This window comes from Rathayibacter rubneri (genome assembly GCF_023743255.1).
Taxonomy (GTDB): domain Bacteria; phylum Actinomycetota; class Actinomycetes; order Actinomycetales; family Microbacteriaceae; genus Rathayibacter; species Rathayibacter rubneri.
On the sequence record NZ_JAMRYM010000039.1, the window covers coordinates 17,084 to 30,905 of the forward strand.

The following is a 13,822-nucleotide window of genomic DNA, read 5'->3' on the forward strand; positions in this document are numbered from 1 at the left end:
CCCCCGGGGCGGCGGCCGCCCCGTCCCCTCTCGAAGGAGCACCCATGTCGACCCTCGTCGTCCCCGCGCCCGCCGCCACCGCAGAACGCCCCTCGAAGAAGCCCCGCTCCGGAGCCGTCGCCTCGCGCCGCGCCCGCTGGGGCTGGGTCTTCGTCGCTCCGTTCGGCGTCTTCCTCGTGGTCTTCCTGATCACGCCCCTGATCTACTCGTTCATCCTGAGCCTGCAGAACAAGTCGGTCGCCACCGGCACCGAGTGGGTCTGGTTCGCGAACTACGCCAAGGCGTTCTCGGACCCGCTGTTCCTCGAGGGCGTCTGGCTCGTGGTGCGGTTCGCGTTCATCCTGATCCCGATCCAGATGCTGGTCTCGCTGATCGCCGCGCTGATGCTGGACGCGCTGACCTCGCGGTTCTCGCGCTTCGCCCGGCTGATGATCTTCGTGCCGTACGCGGTGCCGGCCGTCATCGGCGCGCTGATGTGGGGCTTCCTCTACAGCCCCTCGTTCGGCCCCGCCGCGGAGGTCTTCGGCTGGTTCGGCCTCGACGCGCCGAACCTCCTCGGCAAGGACTCGATCTTCGGCAGCCTCGTCAACGTCGTCACCTGGCAGTGGGCGGGCTACTACATGATCATCATCTACGCGGCCCTCCAGGGGATCGATCCCGCGGTCTACGAGGCCGCCCGCCTGGACGGCGCGAGTGCGATCCAGACCGCGCTGCGCATCAAGATCCCGATGATCTCCTCGTCGATGGTCCTGATCCTGGTCTTCGCCCTCATCGGCACGCTCCAGTTCTTCACCGAGCCGCAGATCCTGCGGTCGCTGGCGTCCGGCTCGATCGACGCGTCCTACACGCCGAACATCTACGCCTACACGCTCGCCTTCTCGTACAACCAGTTCAACTACGCCTCCGCGATCTCGTTCGCGCTGGGCCTCGTGGTCTTCGTCGGGTCCTACCTGTTCCTGGCCGCCACGAAGAAGAGGAACGGACTCTCATGAGCACCCTCTCGCTCGCGCCCAAGCGCGACCGCGTCCAGCGACGCGAGGACGCCGTCCGGGCGCGGAGCCGCCGCGGCGGCCGCCAGCTGCTCCCGCACGTGATCCTGCTCGCCTTCGTCGTCTACTTCGCGCTGCCCTTCTGGTGGCTCGTGGTGGCGTCGACGAAGGATCAGGTCGGCCTCTTCTCGGGCACGGTGAGCCCGCTCTGGTTCGGCGACTCCTTCGAGTTCTTCACCAACATCGGCTCGCTGTTCACCTACTCCAACGGGCTCTACTGGAAGTGGCTCGGCAACTCGTTCCTCTACGCCTTCGCCGGCGGTCTCGGAGCGACGGTCCTGTCGGTGCTCGCCGGCTACGGCTTCGCGGCCTACGCGTTCAAGGGGCGCAACGCCTTCTTCTCGCTGGTCCTGGGATCCGTGATGGTGCCGGCGACGGCCCTGGTCATCCCGCTGTTCGTCATGTTCAGCGCCGCCCAGCTCACGAACACCATGTGGGCGGTCATCCTGCCCTCGATGCTCAACCCGTTCGCGGTCTACCTCATGCGCGTCTACACCCAGGACGCCGTGCCCGAGGAGATGCTCGACGCCGCACGGATGGACGGGGCGGGCGAGATCACGGTCTTCTTCCGCGTCGCCCTGCCGCTGCTGCGGCCCGCCCTCGTGACGGTGCTGCTGCTGTCGGTCGTGGGAACCTGGAACAACTACTTCCTCCCCCTCGTGATGCTCTCGAACTCGCAGCTCTTCCCCGTCACCGTGGGCCTGGGCACCTGGCAGACCCAGGCGTCGGTCAACACCGGCGGGCAGTCGCTGTGGAACCTCGTGATCGTCGGGGCCCTCATCTCGGTGATCCCGCTGATCGTCTCCTTCCTCACCCTGCAGAAGTACTGGCAGGGCGGACTGTCCATCGGCTCGGTCAAGTGACCGGCCGCACCCGCGCACCACTCCCCTCCGGAACAGGAGGGGCCCGCCACCGCCCCGGAAAGGCCCTGTCATGACCGACGCTCCCCGCGCCGTCCCGTCCACCTCCTCGGCACGGATCACCCTCGATCCCACCGCGGTCGTCGCCCCCGTCAATCCGCGGATCTTCGGCTCGTTCGTCGAGCACCTCGGCCGCTGCGTCTACGACGGCATCTACGAGCCCGGCCACCCCACCGCCAACGAGGACGGCTTCCGCCTCGACGTGGTCGACCTGGTGAAGGAGCTCGGCAGCACGACCATCCGCTACCCCGGCGGCAACTTCGTCTCGGGCTACCGCTGGGAGGACGGCGTGGGCCCGCGCTCCGAGCGCCCCCGCCGCCGCGACCTGGCCTGGCACTCGCTCGAGACCAACGAGGTCGGCCTCGACGAGTTCGCCCGCTGGGCCGAGCTCACCGGCAGCGAGATCATGTACGCCGTCAACCTCGGCACCCGCGGCGTCCTCGAGGCGCTCGACGTGCTCGAGTACGCGAACGGACCCGCCGGCACCGCCCTCGCCGACCAGCGCATCGCCAACGGCGGGACCGAGCCCTACGACATCCGCATGTGGTGCCTCGGCAACGAGATGGACGGCCCCTGGCAGGTCGGCCACATGAACGCCGAGGACTACGGCAAGCTCGCCTCCCGCACCGCCAAGGCGCTCAAGATCGCCGACCCGTCGCTCGAGCTGGTCGTCTGCGGCTCCTCCGGATCGGCGATGCCGACGTTCGGCGAGTGGGAGCGCGTCGTCCTCGAGCACACCTACGACGACGTCGAGTACGTCTCGTGCCACGCCTACTACCAGGAGTACGGCGGAGACCTGGGCTCGTTCCTCGCCTCCTCGCTCGACATGGAGTACTTCATCGCCACGGTCGTCGCGACCGCCGACCACGTGAAGTACAAGCTCAAGAAGACGAAGGACATCATGCTGTCCTTCGACGAGTGGAACATCTGGTACCTCGAGGAGTGGCAGGCCAAGGAGAAGGCCGACGCCGAAGGCGACCAGAGCACCCGCGAGTGGGCCTACGCCCCCCGCCTGCTCGAGGACGTCTACTCCGTCGCCGACGCGGTCGTGCTGGGCAACCTCATGATCACGCTGCTGAAGCACTCCGACCGGGTCACCTCGGCCTCGCTCGCGCAGCTCGTCAACGTGATCGCGCCGATCATGACCGAGCCGGGCGGAGCGGCGTGGCGCCAGACCACGTTCTTCCCGTTCTCGACGACCGCGCGCCTCGCGTCGGGCAGCGTGCTGAAGCCGCGGATCGAGGCGGGCACCTACTCGACCGCCCGCCACGGCGAGGCCCCGCTCGTCGACTCCGTCGCGACGCACGACGGCGACCGCTCGTCGGTGTTCCTCGTGAACCGCTCGCAGACGGAGTCGATCACCGTCACGGTCGACGTGTCCGGCCTGGGCGTCTCGAGCATCGCCGAGGCGGTGGCCCTCTTCGACGAGGACCCGTACGCGAAGAACACGAAGGACGACCAGGAGCGCGTGGGCCTGCGCGACGCGGTCGACCCCTCCCTCGAGGGGGGCACCCTCACGGTGACGCTGCCCCCGGTGTCGTGGACGGCGGTCGCGCTGACGGCGTAGCGCCGACTCCGGCGGCGGTGGGTCTCGAGACGCCGCCTCCGGCGGCTACTCGACCAGCAGGCACGGGGAAGCCCCCCTCCCTGCTGGTCGAGTAGCCCGCGCAGCGGGCGTATCGAGACCCCCGTCCGCCGGAGGCCGCCTCAGCCGCCCGCCGGCCACTGCACCGGCACCGGCAGGCGGCGCCGCTCCGGCGCCGCGCCCCGGTCGGCCAGCCGCTCGATCAGCAGCTCGGCCGCCGCCCGCCCGAGCTGCTCGCCGTCGACGTCGACCGCGGGCACCCCGATCAGACCCAGTGCGTCGACGATCGAGCGCTCGGAGCTCACCACCAGCCCCTCCGGCAGGCCGCCCGACGACAGCAGCGCGTACTGCACGCCGAGGCCCAGCGCGGTCGCGTACGGCACGACGGCCGTCGCTCCGGAGTCGCGCACCGCCCCCGCGGCCCCCACTCCCGCCGCGAACGTCGCCGGGAACGGGCCCAGCACGGTGAGCTCCACTCCCCCGCGCCGCGCCGCCTCGCGGACCGCGGCCGTGCGCTGCCCGTCCTGCCACGATCCGTCCGGCCCGCCGACGTAGAGCACGCGCTCGTGGCCGTCGGCCGCGAAGCGCTCGACGAGCGCGCCGAACGCCGAGGCGGTGTCGGCGACGACCGACGCCATCCCGTCGACCTCGCGGTCGACCAGCACGGTCGGCTTGTGCGAGCCCGCCGAGAGCAGCAGTTCGTCCCCGCCGCGCGGCGCGACCACGATGAAGCCGTCGACCTGGCGCGAGAGGCGGTCGAACGCTCCGAGCTCGCGGACCGCTTCGAGCGGATGCACGGCCACGGTGAGCTGCAGGCCGTCCTCGTCGGCGCGGCGCTGCGCGCCTCCGATGATCGGCGTGAAGAACGCGTTGTCGAGGGTCGGCACGACCAGCGCGACGACGCCGGTGCGGCCGCGGGCCAGCTGACGGGCGGCGGAGTTGGGGATGAAGCCGAGCTTGGCCGCGGCGCTGAGGACCCGGGCGGCCGTGTCGGGCGAGACGACCTCGGGGCGCGAGAGCGTGCGCGAGGCGGTCGCCTTCGAGACGCCCGCCAGGGCGGCGACGTCGGCGAGCGTGGCCATGCGCCCCCCCTCCGGCTCTCCCGTGATCATAGGGCCACTCGTGCATCCGCTCGCATCCGCGACGTGCGATGCCGCCGCATCTCGAAACACAGTGTTTACATGCGCGAATCGAAGCGGGTAGCGTCGCCGGTCTACTGTCGATGCAACCGGTTACATCCACTCCGCGGCCTCCACGACGCCGCCCGACGCGTCCGATCGGAGGTACTCGTGAGGTCGAGGACCGCTCCCCTCCTGCTCCTGCCCGGGCTGGGCTTCCTGCTGCTCTTCTTCGTCGTCCCCTCGCTGGTGATGCTCGTCGCCCCTCCCGGCACCGGGCCCGCCGAGGTGATCGCCCGGGTCGGCGAGATGCTCACCGACCCCTACGAGCTGCGCATCATCGGCCGCACGGTCGGCATCGGGCTCGTGGTGACGCTGATCTGCGTCGTCCTGGGCTTCCCGATCGCGTACCTGCTGGCGCGCTCCGCGTCCCGCTGGTCCGGGGTCCTGCTGGCCCTGGCGATCTTCCCGCTGCTGCTCAGCAACGTCGTCCGCACCTTCGGCTGGCTCGTCGTCCTCGGCTCGAACGGCGCGATCGGCCAGCTGCTCGTGGGCCTGGGGGTCGTCTCCGAGGCGCCGCAGCTGCTCTACACGGAGCTCGCGATCGTGCTGGGCCTGACGCAGCTCTTCCTGCCGCTGGCGATCATCTCCTGCTACTCCGCCGTCTCGCAGGTCGACGCCGGACTCGACGACGCCGCCCGCGGACTGGGCGCGAGCCCCACCCGCACCTTCTGGGACGTGGTGGTCCCGCTCTCGCTGCCCGGCGTGGTCGTCGCGGCGACGCTCGTCTTCGCCGGCTCAGTCACCGCCTACACCACGCCCTACCTGCTCGGCGGATCGAGTCAGCGGATGCTGAGCACCCAGCTGTTCTCCTACTCCAGCGTCACGATCGACTGGGCCGGCGCCTCCGCCACGGCGATCGTCATGGCGGTCCTGGTCTTCCTGGTCTCCGGGCTCTCCTCCCTCGTCGCCCGGAAGGGAGCCGTCTCATGAGGACCCGCCGCCCCGTCGCCGCGTCGCTCGCGGTCGCCGGCTACGTGATCATGATCGTGCCGATCCTGTTCGTCGTCGCCACGGCCTTCACCGCCGGATCCACGCTCCGCTTCCCGCCGGAGGGGCTCTCGTTCCGCTGGTTCGGCGAGGCGCTCTCCTACGACCCGTTCCTGGAGTCGCTGGCGACCAGCGCGCAGCTCGCGGTGCTCTCCACGGCGATCGCCCTGCTGATCGGCATCCCCGCGACGCTGGCGATCCACCGCGGCAGGATCCCCGGCCGCTCGCTGGTCGAGGGGCTCTTCCTCTCGCCGCTGATCGTGCCCGAGCTCGTCGTCGGCCTGGCGCTGTTCCAGCAGCTCGTCGTCACGCTCGACGTCGACAACGCGGCCGTCCTGCTGATCGGCCACACGGCGCTCCTGCTCCCCTACGCCGTCCGCGTGACGGGCGCCTCGCTCGCCACCAGCGACCCCGCGCTCGAGGAGGCGGCCCGAGGCCTCGGAGCCGGTCCGCTGCGCACCTTCTTCACGGTCACGCTCCCGATCCTGCGCCCGGGCGTCTTCTCGGCCGCGCTGCTCGGATTCGTGACGTCGTTCAACAACGTCCCGCTGTCGCTGCTCCTGCAGAGCCGGGATGCCAGGACCCTCCCCGTGACGATGCTCGACTACGTCCAGCAGAGCTACGACCCCATGGTCGCCGCCACGTCCACCCTCATCCTCGCGGCGACCGTCGTCATCGCGATCATCGCCGAGCGCAGCGTCGGCTTCGCCCAGATCTTCGGAGGCATCAACCGATGAGCGCAGCAGCGGAATTCGTCGACGTCAGTCAGGTCTTCGGTGACTTCACCGCGGTCGACGGCATCGACCTGGCGATCCCGTCCGGGAAGCTGACCACCCTCCTCGGGCCCAGCGGATGCGGCAAGACCACGTCGCTGCGGATGCTCGCCGGGTACTCCACGCCGACCTCGGGCCGGATCCTGATCGACGGAGTCGACAGCACCCGGCTCGCTCCCGAGAAGCGCGGGCTGGGCATGGTGTTCCAGTCGTACGCGCTGTTCCCGCACCTCAGCGTGGCCGACAACGTGGGCTACGGCCTCAAGCTGCGCGGTCTCGGACGCGCCGAGCGGGCGCAGCGGGTGACCGAGAGCCTCGAGATGGTGGGGCTCGCGCATCTCGCGGCCAGCCGCCCGCGGCGCCTCTCGGGCGGACAGCAGCAGCGCGTGGCCCTCGCCCGCGCCATCGCGATCCGCCCGCGGCTGCTCCTGCTCGACGAGCCGCTGTCGAACCTCGACGCGCGGCTCCGCGTGCAGATGCGCTCCGAGATCCGCCGCATCCAGTCCGAGACGGGGCTGACCGTCGTGCTGGTCACGCACGACCAGGACGAGGCGCTCGAGATGAGCGACGAGATGGTGCTCATGCGCGCCGGGCGCATCATGCAGCAGGGTGCGCCGGCCGCGGTCTTCGGCGCACCGGCGAACCGCTTCGTCGCCGACTTCCTCGGCTACGAGAACTTCCTCGGGCTCGCCGACGGCTCGCTCGTGACGGTGCGTCCCGAGCACCTCGCGGTGACGAGCGGGGCCGCCGCCCCCTCCGGGGCGCTGTCACTGGACGCGGTCGTCGTCGATGTCGCGTACCGCGGCGTCGACGTGCTGGTGACGGTCGAGGCGACGGATCCCGCAGGCGACCCGGTGCGGCTGGTGTCGGACGTGCGTGCCGACTCCGCCGCGCCTGTGGCGCCCGGGGACGCGGTCGTGGTGTCGGCCGCGGCGTCGCGGATCGTCGCGCTCGCCCGCGACTGACGGCGGCCCCAGCTCCCGCTCGCTCCTCCCTCTCCTCCACCTCCTCCTCTTCCGCCTCCTCCTCTTCCGCAGCAGCTCCCTACTTCCGCAGCAGCTCCCTGTTCGCAGCTCCTCCCTCCTCCGCAGCTCCCCCTCGAAAGGAACCGCCATGTCCCGCACCACTCCCCGGCGCGCCGTCACCCTCACCGCCGGTGCCGTCATCGGCGCCCTCGCCCTCGCCGGCTGCTCCGGCGGCTCCGACTCCGAGAGCGCGGAAGGCGCCTCCGAGACGCTCGTCGTCAGCACCTTCCCCTTCGGCGTCGAGCAGTTCCAGGAGGCGGTCATCGACCCGTTCACCGAGGCCACCGGCATCGAGGTCGAGGTCGAGACCGGCTCCAACTCCGACCGGCTCTCGCAGCTGCAGCTCGCGGGCGGCGACGACCCCGGCGTCGACGTGATGCTGATCAGCGACTACTACGCCGCGCTCGGCCAGGAGGACGACCTCTTCGAGCAGGTCGATGCGGACGCCGTTCCCGCCATCGCCGACATCGCCGACTTCGCGAAGGAGGACGTGTACCTCGGCCCGGCCTACAGCTACCAGCTCAACGGCACGCTCTACTCCACCGACGCGTTCTCGGCCGAGCAGGCCGCCGACTGGGAGCTCTACGGCGATTCCGCGAACGCCGGCCGGGTCGCGCTGCCCGACATCTCCGTCACCGCGGGCCAGCTGATGATCAGCGGAGTCGCGGCCGCGTACGGCGACGGGCCCTACGACATCGACACGGCGCTCGACACCCTGTCGGGCTGGGCACCGGGCGTGCTGCAGTTCTACAGCTCCTCCACCGAGGTCACGAACCTGCTGACGCAGGGCGAGATCACCGCCGCCGACGCCCTGAGCGGCTTCGCCACCGACCTCGTCGCCTCGGGCGAGCCGATCGCCTGGACCCCTCCCGCCACCGGCCGCTACACGGCGACCAACCGCGCCATGATCCCCGCGGGAGCGGCGAACACCGACGCCGCCGAGCAGTTCATCGACTACCTGCTCTCGGTCGAGGCGCAGACCTCCTCCGCCGAGATCGTGGGCGACCTGCCCGTGAACCTCGCCGCGCAGGTCCCGGAGTCGATCACCGCCGTCGTCGGCGACATCGCCGCCGACCCCACAGCCGCCGGCTACGAGACCCTCGACCCCACCGAGCTCGTCCCCACCCGCTCGGAGTGGGTCGACCGCTTCGCCCGCGAGGTCACCGCCCAGTAGGCGGCCCGCCCGTGCGCGGCCGCCGCGCCGCGCACGGGCCCTCGACCCCCGCACCGCCCGCACCACCCGGAGAGACCGCCATGAGCACCGAGCCCCCGATCACCGCCCCCTCCGCCGTCCCGGACGAGTGGATCCGCCGGATCCCCAAGGTCGACCTGCACTGCCACCTGATCGGGACCGTGCGCGCGAGCACGTTCGCCGAGCTCGCCCGCCGGGAGGGCCTCGCCCTGCCCGCCGACCCGGAGCGGATCTTCGCCGACATCAACTCCCTGCCGCCCGATCCCGCGCTCTACCGCGACACCGTCGTGCCGGTCCCGCAGGGTCGCTCGGTCGGCGAGCCCGAGGTCTCGTACTCCCTCTTCCAGGTCTCGGAGTGGGTCGTGCAGGTGCTCCGCTCGGCCGAGGACCTGACGCGGATCGTCTACGAGGCCTTCGAGGACGCGCATCGGCGCAGCGGCACCCGTCACCTCGAGCTCTTCTTCGACGGAGTCCCCGAGCACCTCGCCGGCCTGGGGTACCGCGGCAGCGTCGAGGCCTACGCCGACGGCATCCGCGCGGCCGAGCGCGACTTCGGCATGACCGGGCGGATGAACGCCGGCATCGACCGCAGCCGCAGCGGCGAGGAGGCCCTCGCTCTCGTGCAGCAGGTCGTCGACTCCCCGCACGAGTACGTCGCCGGCATCGGCCTCGACAACCTCGAGACCGCCGGTCCGCCGGAGCGCTTCGCCGAGGCCTACGCGCTCGCCGGCCGGGCGGGCCTGGGCCGCACCGCGCACTCCTCCGAGCACGCCCCCACCGCCGCCAACACGATCACCTGCCTCGACCTGCTGGGCTGCGACCGCATCGACCACGGCTACTTCGTGCTCGAGGACCCGGCCGTCGTCGAGCGGGTGCGCGAGGACGGAGTGGTCTTCACCGTCGCGTCGACCACCTCCCGCCGCTCCTGGCGACCGTGGCGCCGCGCCTCCATCCGCGCCATGCTCGACGCCGGTCTGCGCGTCACCCCCTGCTCCGACGACCCGGGCATGTTCCCTACCACGCTTGCCGACGAGTACCGCCTGGCCGCGGGGCCGATCGGAGCCACGCACGCGCAGCTGCGCGCGATGGCGCTGACCGGGGTGGACGCGTCGTGGCTGCCCGCGGGCGAGAAGGCGCGGCTGCGGGCCGCGGCAGTGGCGGAGCTCGATGCGCTGGACGCGGAGTTCGGGCTGGGGGCGTAACCCCGGCGCTGCTCGGGCCGACAGTGCGGCGACGGCGCGGCGTCGCTCCGAATGCGCCACGACTGCGCCACGAAGTCGAGGGAATGTCAGTGGTCCCCGGTTCACTGCCCTCATGACGGAGATCGGTACGACGGAGGCGGTGCTCGCGGAGGTCCGCGGGCGCGGCGACCGCGCCGCCGTGCTCGCCCGCTCGGCCGCGCCGCTCCACCTCGCCGCGGCCGAGGAGCTGTACGCGGGCTACCGAGCGGCCCTCGAGCGCCCCGAGGCGTTCGCCCGCGGCCGGTCGCGCAGCGAGTCGAGCGACCTCGTGGAGCGCTCGATCCGAGCCGAGTTCGCGGTCGCCCTCGGAGTCTCGGAGGGGTCCGCCTCGCGCTCACTGGAGCAGGCGCAGCTGCTCGTCGAGGACCTGCCGCTGACCCGCGCCGCTCTGGCCGAGGCGCGCGTCCTGTGGGAGTCGGGCCGCATCGTGTGCGCGGTCGCCGCCACGCTGCCCGTCGCCTCCCGCGGCGCCTTCGACGAGCGGGCCGCTCCTCTTGCCGTGTCCCTGACCCCCACGCAGCTGCGGCGAGCACTGGCGCGACTCCGGGAGGAGCTGCACCAGCAGCCTCTCGCCGAGCGCCACCGGCGCGCCCGCGAGGACCGCGCCGTCTGGATCACCCCGGAGATCGACGGCATGGCGACCCTGTCCGCGCTCCTCCCCGCTCCCGCCGCTCTCGGCGCCTTCACCCGTCTCGACAGGATCGCCCGTACCCTCCGCGAGGGCACTCCCGACACCGGGGAGCAGAGGGGCACGCTCGGTGACGAGCGCACCCTCGCGCAGCTGCGAGCCGACGCCCTCGCCGACCTGCTCTGCGAGGGAGACGTGTCGGGCACCGCTCCCGTCGACCTCCCCGAGCGCGCGACTCGGACCTTCATCCCCGGAGTGCGTGCCGAGGTCCGCCTGACCCTCCCCGCCTCGACCGCCGCCGGTCTCGACGACACCTCCGCCGACCTCGACGGCTACGGCCCCGTTCCGGCCGGCGTCGCCCGGGAGCTGGTCGCAGACGGCGCCTCGTTCACCCGGGTCCTGACCGATCCCGACGCCGGCACGGTCGTCTCCGTCGGCCGCACCCTGCGCCTCCCTCCCCCGCGGATGCGCCTCCACCTCCAGCTGCGCGACCAGACCTGCCGCTTCCCCGGCTGCACCCGCCCGGCATCCGGCACCGAGGCCGACCACACCGTCGAGTGGCGCCACGGCGGCGAGACCGCGCTCGAGAACCTCGCCTCGCTCTGCGTCGCCCACCACCACGTCCGCCACGGCGATCGCTGGACCTACGTCCTCCACCCCGACGGCACCGCCGACTGGACCACCCCCACCGGACGGCGCGTCACCACCCGCCCACCGGCGCTCCCGGGCGCGCCGCCCCGCCGGGTCGCGCGCTTCACCGACCCGCCGCCACCCTTCTGAGCAGGGACCGCGGAGACCGGCGTCACCGGCGGGTCGTCCACCAGGGGAGGCTGTCCTCCCGGTCAGCGCGCCTGCAGGCGCCCCAGCGACTCGCTCGCCTCCCGACTCGCCGCACGGACCAGCTCGGCGAACGCGTCCTTGCGCGTCGTATCGAGCCGTGACGCGAGGAACGCGATGCTGAGCGCTCCGACCACGTCGCCGGAGACGTCGAAGACCGGCGCCGAGATGCTGCTCGATTCCCGCACCCGCTCCCCCTCCGACTCCGCCCATCCCCGCTCGCGGATGAGGGCGAGTCGCTCGCGGATCAGGACCGGGTCGACCATCGTGCGAGACGTCACGCTCGGGACCGGCTCGCTGAGCACCAGGTCGACATCGCGCTCCCCGAGATGCGCGAGGATCGCGTGCCCACTGGCCCCGACCGCGAGTCCGAGGTGCTCGCCGATCGTGATGGTGATCCGGATCGGCTGCGAGCTCTCGACCTGCCCCACGTAGAACCTGCGGTGCCCGACCCTCGCGGACAGCGTCGTCGTCTCGCCGGTGACCGCAGCGAGATGGGCGATCACCGGCATCGCCGCCTCGCGGAGCTCGCTGTCCCGCTCGGCCGCCCGGCCGAGAGCCACCGCCGCGGGACCGAGCCGGTAGCGGCGGGCGGAGGCGTCGAACGCGACCAGACCGCAGGTCACGAGGGTCTGCAGGATCCGGTGCACCACCGCCTTGCTCAGACCCAGCTCCCGTGACAGCTCCGACACACCGAGGCGGCGCCCACCGGTGCCGAGCGCGAGCAGCACGTGAGCGACCCGCTCGGTCGTCGAGGCGCGCGCCGGATCGAGCGCGCCCTCCTCCCGGCCTGCGGTGACGCCGCCGTCCGACTCGGCCACGATCGTCTCCTGTCTCGAGCAGATGCTCCCGCCGCTATCGCCGGGACCTGTGGAACGACACTAGCGCCCGTTCCGCTGGACGGAACGAATTCCGGGTGGAGCCCAGGGAAAGAAACGCACTGTTAACGGAGGCGAAACAGCCCGCGGCACGACGCTGCTTAGGTTGGACAGCGTCCCCCAGAAACCTTCCACAACTCATGTTCCGCTGAGCGAAACACCGCTCGAGCGGGACGACCAGACTCCTTGGAGGAGCAGTGAACAGAGGAACCCGCCTGATGGCCGTCGCTGGCGTCGCCGCGGCGTCGATCGTGCTGGCCGCGTGCTCGGGCTCGGCCGTCGGCCAGTCCGCCGGGTCCGCGACCGAGACCGAGACCGTCGACGAGATCGTCATCGGATCGCTCCACCCCGAGAGCGGGGCGAACGCGGCCGACGGCCAGCAGATGGACAACGGCGCGCAGCTCGCCGTCGACGCGATCAACGAGGCCGGCGGCATCGAAGCGCTCGGCGGGGCGACGCTCACCCTCGCCACCGCCGACACCCAGGGCAAGCCCGAAGTCGGTCAGAGCGAGGCGACGCGGCTCATCCAGGAGGGGGCGGTTGCACTGATCGGGACCTTCCAGAGCGCGACGAGCGCCAACGTCGCCGCCGTCGCCGAGCGCAACAAGGTGCCGTTCGTGATGGACGTGTCGAGCCTCGACGAGATCCTCGATCAGGGCTACACCTACTCCTTCCGCCTCCAGCCCAACGCCTCGGCCATGGGCGAGCAGGGCGCCTCGGCACTCGTCGATCTCGGCGAGGCGTCCGGCACCCCGGTCGAGAAGGTGGCCTTCCTCTACGAGCAGGGCAACTTCGGTCAGGCGACCCTGAAGTCCTTCCAGGCGCAGGCCGAGGAGGAGGGCCTCACGGTCGACCCGATCATCAGCTACGACGCGACCAGCGTCAGCGACATGACGACGCAGATCCAGCAGGTCGCGGCATCGGGCGCCGACGTGCTCGCCGTCGCCGGCTACTACCGCGACAGCCTCCTCGTCTCGCAGGCGGTCGAGACGATCAAGCCGGATCTGGACGCCGTCTTCGGTGTCGCGAACGGCGCGTACGACCAGCCGCAGTTCATCACCGACGCCCCCGGCGGAGGCGAGAACTACTTCGACGCGAACTACCACTGGGACGTCACGAACCCCGACGCGATCGCCCTCGCCGAGGAGTACCGCGAGCAGTTCGGCGAGGAGATCCGCACCAGCGCCGTCCTCGCCTACGACGCGATCCAGGTCATCGCGGGCGCGCTCGAGGAGTCGGGGTCGGTCGACACGACCGAGCTGCGCGACGCGATCGCGGCGACCGCCTACGAGCCGCTCGTCGTGAGCAACGGCCCGGTCTCGTTCGACGAGGACGGCGAGAACGAGAACGCCGCCATCGTCGTCATGCAGGTCCAGGACGGCGCGATCAAGCAGGTCTTCCCCGACGACCGCGCGGAGAGCCCCGCGGTCTACCCCGCCCCCGTCACGCAGTGACGTCCACCGCCCGGCGGCGGAGCGTCTCCGTCGCCGGGCGGATCCCCGGGCGCCGCCGCGCCCCCGCCGTCC

The 13,822-nt window shown here is 71.7% G+C and carries 12 protein-coding genes; 10 read left to right on the top strand and 2 right to left on the bottom strand.

From position 1 onward, the window contains the following. Positions 1-44: 44 nt before the first annotated feature. The 3 genes from NB037_RS10470 to arfA all read left to right on the top strand — a co-directional run bounded on the left by NB037_RS10470 (position 45) and on the right by arfA (position 3,536). Positions 45-992: a carbohydrate ABC transporter permease gene (locus tag NB037_RS10470; RefSeq protein WP_251945597.1), complete on the top strand. Its 948-nt coding sequence runs from the start codon at positions 45-47 to the stop codon at positions 990-992. Further along, positions 989-1,912 carry a carbohydrate ABC transporter permease gene (locus tag NB037_RS10475; protein WP_207407074.1) on the top strand — a complete coding sequence of 308 codons (924 nt, stop codon included), beginning with the start codon at positions 989-991 and terminating at the stop codon, positions 1,910-1,912. Before NB037_RS10470 ends, NB037_RS10475 begins: the two co-directional genes overlap by 4 nt. Before the next feature lie 70 nt (positions 1,913-1,982). Continuing rightward, on the top strand, positions 1,983-3,536 hold the full coding sequence (arfA, locus tag NB037_RS10480) for an arabinosylfuranosidase ArfA (RefSeq protein ID WP_251945598.1): 1,554 nt from the start codon (positions 1,983-1,985) through the stop codon (positions 3,534-3,536). Positions 3,537-3,676: 140 nt separating this feature from the next. On the opposite strand, the gene NB037_RS10485 is transcribed toward arfA, so the two are convergent. Continuing rightward, on the bottom strand, positions 3,677-4,636 hold the full coding sequence (locus NB037_RS10485; protein ID WP_251945599.1) for a LacI family DNA-binding transcriptional regulator: 960 nt from the start codon (positions 4,634-4,636) through the stop codon (positions 3,677-3,679). A 207-nt stretch (positions 4,637-4,843) separates the two neighbouring features. Between NB037_RS10485 and NB037_RS10490 the strand changes: the two genes are divergently transcribed. From NB037_RS10490 to NB037_RS10515, 6 genes are all read left to right on the top strand, one after another. Next, a complete protein-coding gene (locus NB037_RS10490) occupies positions 4,844-5,665 on the top strand; it encodes an ABC transporter permease (RefSeq protein ID WP_251945600.1) in 822 nt (273 codons plus the stop codon). Then, complete coding sequence (locus tag NB037_RS10495) at positions 5,662-6,459, top strand: ABC transporter permease (protein WP_251945601.1); 798 nt, start codon at positions 5,662-5,664, stop codon at positions 6,457-6,459. Before NB037_RS10490 ends, NB037_RS10495 begins: the two co-directional genes overlap by 4 nt. Then, positions 6,456-7,460 carry an ABC transporter ATP-binding protein gene (locus NB037_RS10500; protein WP_251945602.1) on the top strand — a complete coding sequence of 335 codons (1,005 nt, stop codon included), beginning with the start codon at positions 6,456-6,458 and terminating at the stop codon, positions 7,458-7,460. Before NB037_RS10495 ends, NB037_RS10500 begins: the two co-directional genes overlap by 4 nt. Before the next feature lie 148 nt (positions 7,461-7,608). Next, positions 7,609-8,694, top strand: a complete 1,086-nt coding sequence (locus tag NB037_RS10505; RefSeq protein ID WP_251945603.1) for an ABC transporter substrate-binding protein — start codon at positions 7,609-7,611, stop codon at positions 8,692-8,694. An 80-nt stretch (positions 8,695-8,774) separates the two neighbouring features. Then, positions 8,775-9,914: an adenosine deaminase family protein gene (locus tag NB037_RS10510; protein ID WP_251945604.1), complete on the top strand. Its 1,140-nt coding sequence runs from the start codon at positions 8,775-8,777 to the stop codon at positions 9,912-9,914. Positions 9,915-10,026: 112 nt separating this feature from the next. After that, a complete protein-coding gene (locus NB037_RS10515; protein WP_251945605.1) occupies positions 10,027-11,361 on the top strand; it encodes an HNH endonuclease signature motif containing protein in 1,335 nt (444 codons plus the stop codon). Between the two features lie 62 nt (positions 11,362-11,423). Here the strand turns inward: NB037_RS10515 and NB037_RS19890 are convergent, their stop codons facing one another. Continuing rightward, positions 11,424-12,239: an IclR family transcriptional regulator gene (locus NB037_RS19890; protein WP_251945606.1), complete on the bottom strand. Its 816-nt coding sequence runs from the start codon at positions 12,237-12,239 to the stop codon at positions 11,424-11,426. A 275-nt stretch (positions 12,240-12,514) separates the two neighbouring features. On the opposite strand from NB037_RS19890, the gene NB037_RS10525 reads away from it, so the two are divergent. Continuing rightward, entirely contained in the window at positions 12,515-13,750 is a 1,236-nt protein-coding gene (locus NB037_RS10525) for an ABC transporter substrate-binding protein (protein ID WP_251945607.1), read from the top strand. Positions 13,751-13,822 lie beyond the last annotated feature (72 nt).

Coding starts and splice junctions, on each gene's coding strand:
- NB037_RS10470 (WP_251945597.1), top strand. CDS start 45: ATGTCGACCCTCGTCGTCCCCGCGCCCGCCGCCACCGCAGAACGCCCC.
- NB037_RS10475 (WP_207407074.1), top strand. CDS start 989: ATGAGCACCCTCTCGCTCGCGCCCAAGCGCGACCGCGTCCAGCGACGC.
- arfA (WP_251945598.1), top strand. CDS start 1,983: ATGACCGACGCTCCCCGCGCCGTCCCGTCCACCTCCTCGGCACGGATC.
- NB037_RS10485 (WP_251945599.1), bottom strand. CDS start 4,636: ATGGCCACGCTCGCCGACGTCGCCGCCCTGGCGGGCGTCTCGAAGGCG.
- NB037_RS10495 (WP_251945601.1), top strand. CDS start 5,662: ATGAGGACCCGCCGCCCCGTCGCCGCGTCGCTCGCGGTCGCCGGCTAC.
- NB037_RS10500 (WP_251945602.1), top strand. CDS start 6,456: ATGAGCGCAGCAGCGGAATTCGTCGACGTCAGTCAGGTCTTCGGTGAC.
- NB037_RS10505 (WP_251945603.1), top strand. CDS start 7,609: ATGTCCCGCACCACTCCCCGGCGCGCCGTCACCCTCACCGCCGGTGCC.
- NB037_RS10510 (WP_251945604.1), top strand. CDS start 8,775: ATGAGCACCGAGCCCCCGATCACCGCCCCCTCCGCCGTCCCGGACGAG.
- NB037_RS10515 (WP_251945605.1), top strand. CDS start 10,027: ATGACGGAGATCGGTACGACGGAGGCGGTGCTCGCGGAGGTCCGCGGG.
- NB037_RS10525 (WP_251945607.1), top strand. CDS start 12,515: ATGGCCGTCGCTGGCGTCGCCGCGGCGTCGATCGTGCTGGCCGCGTGC.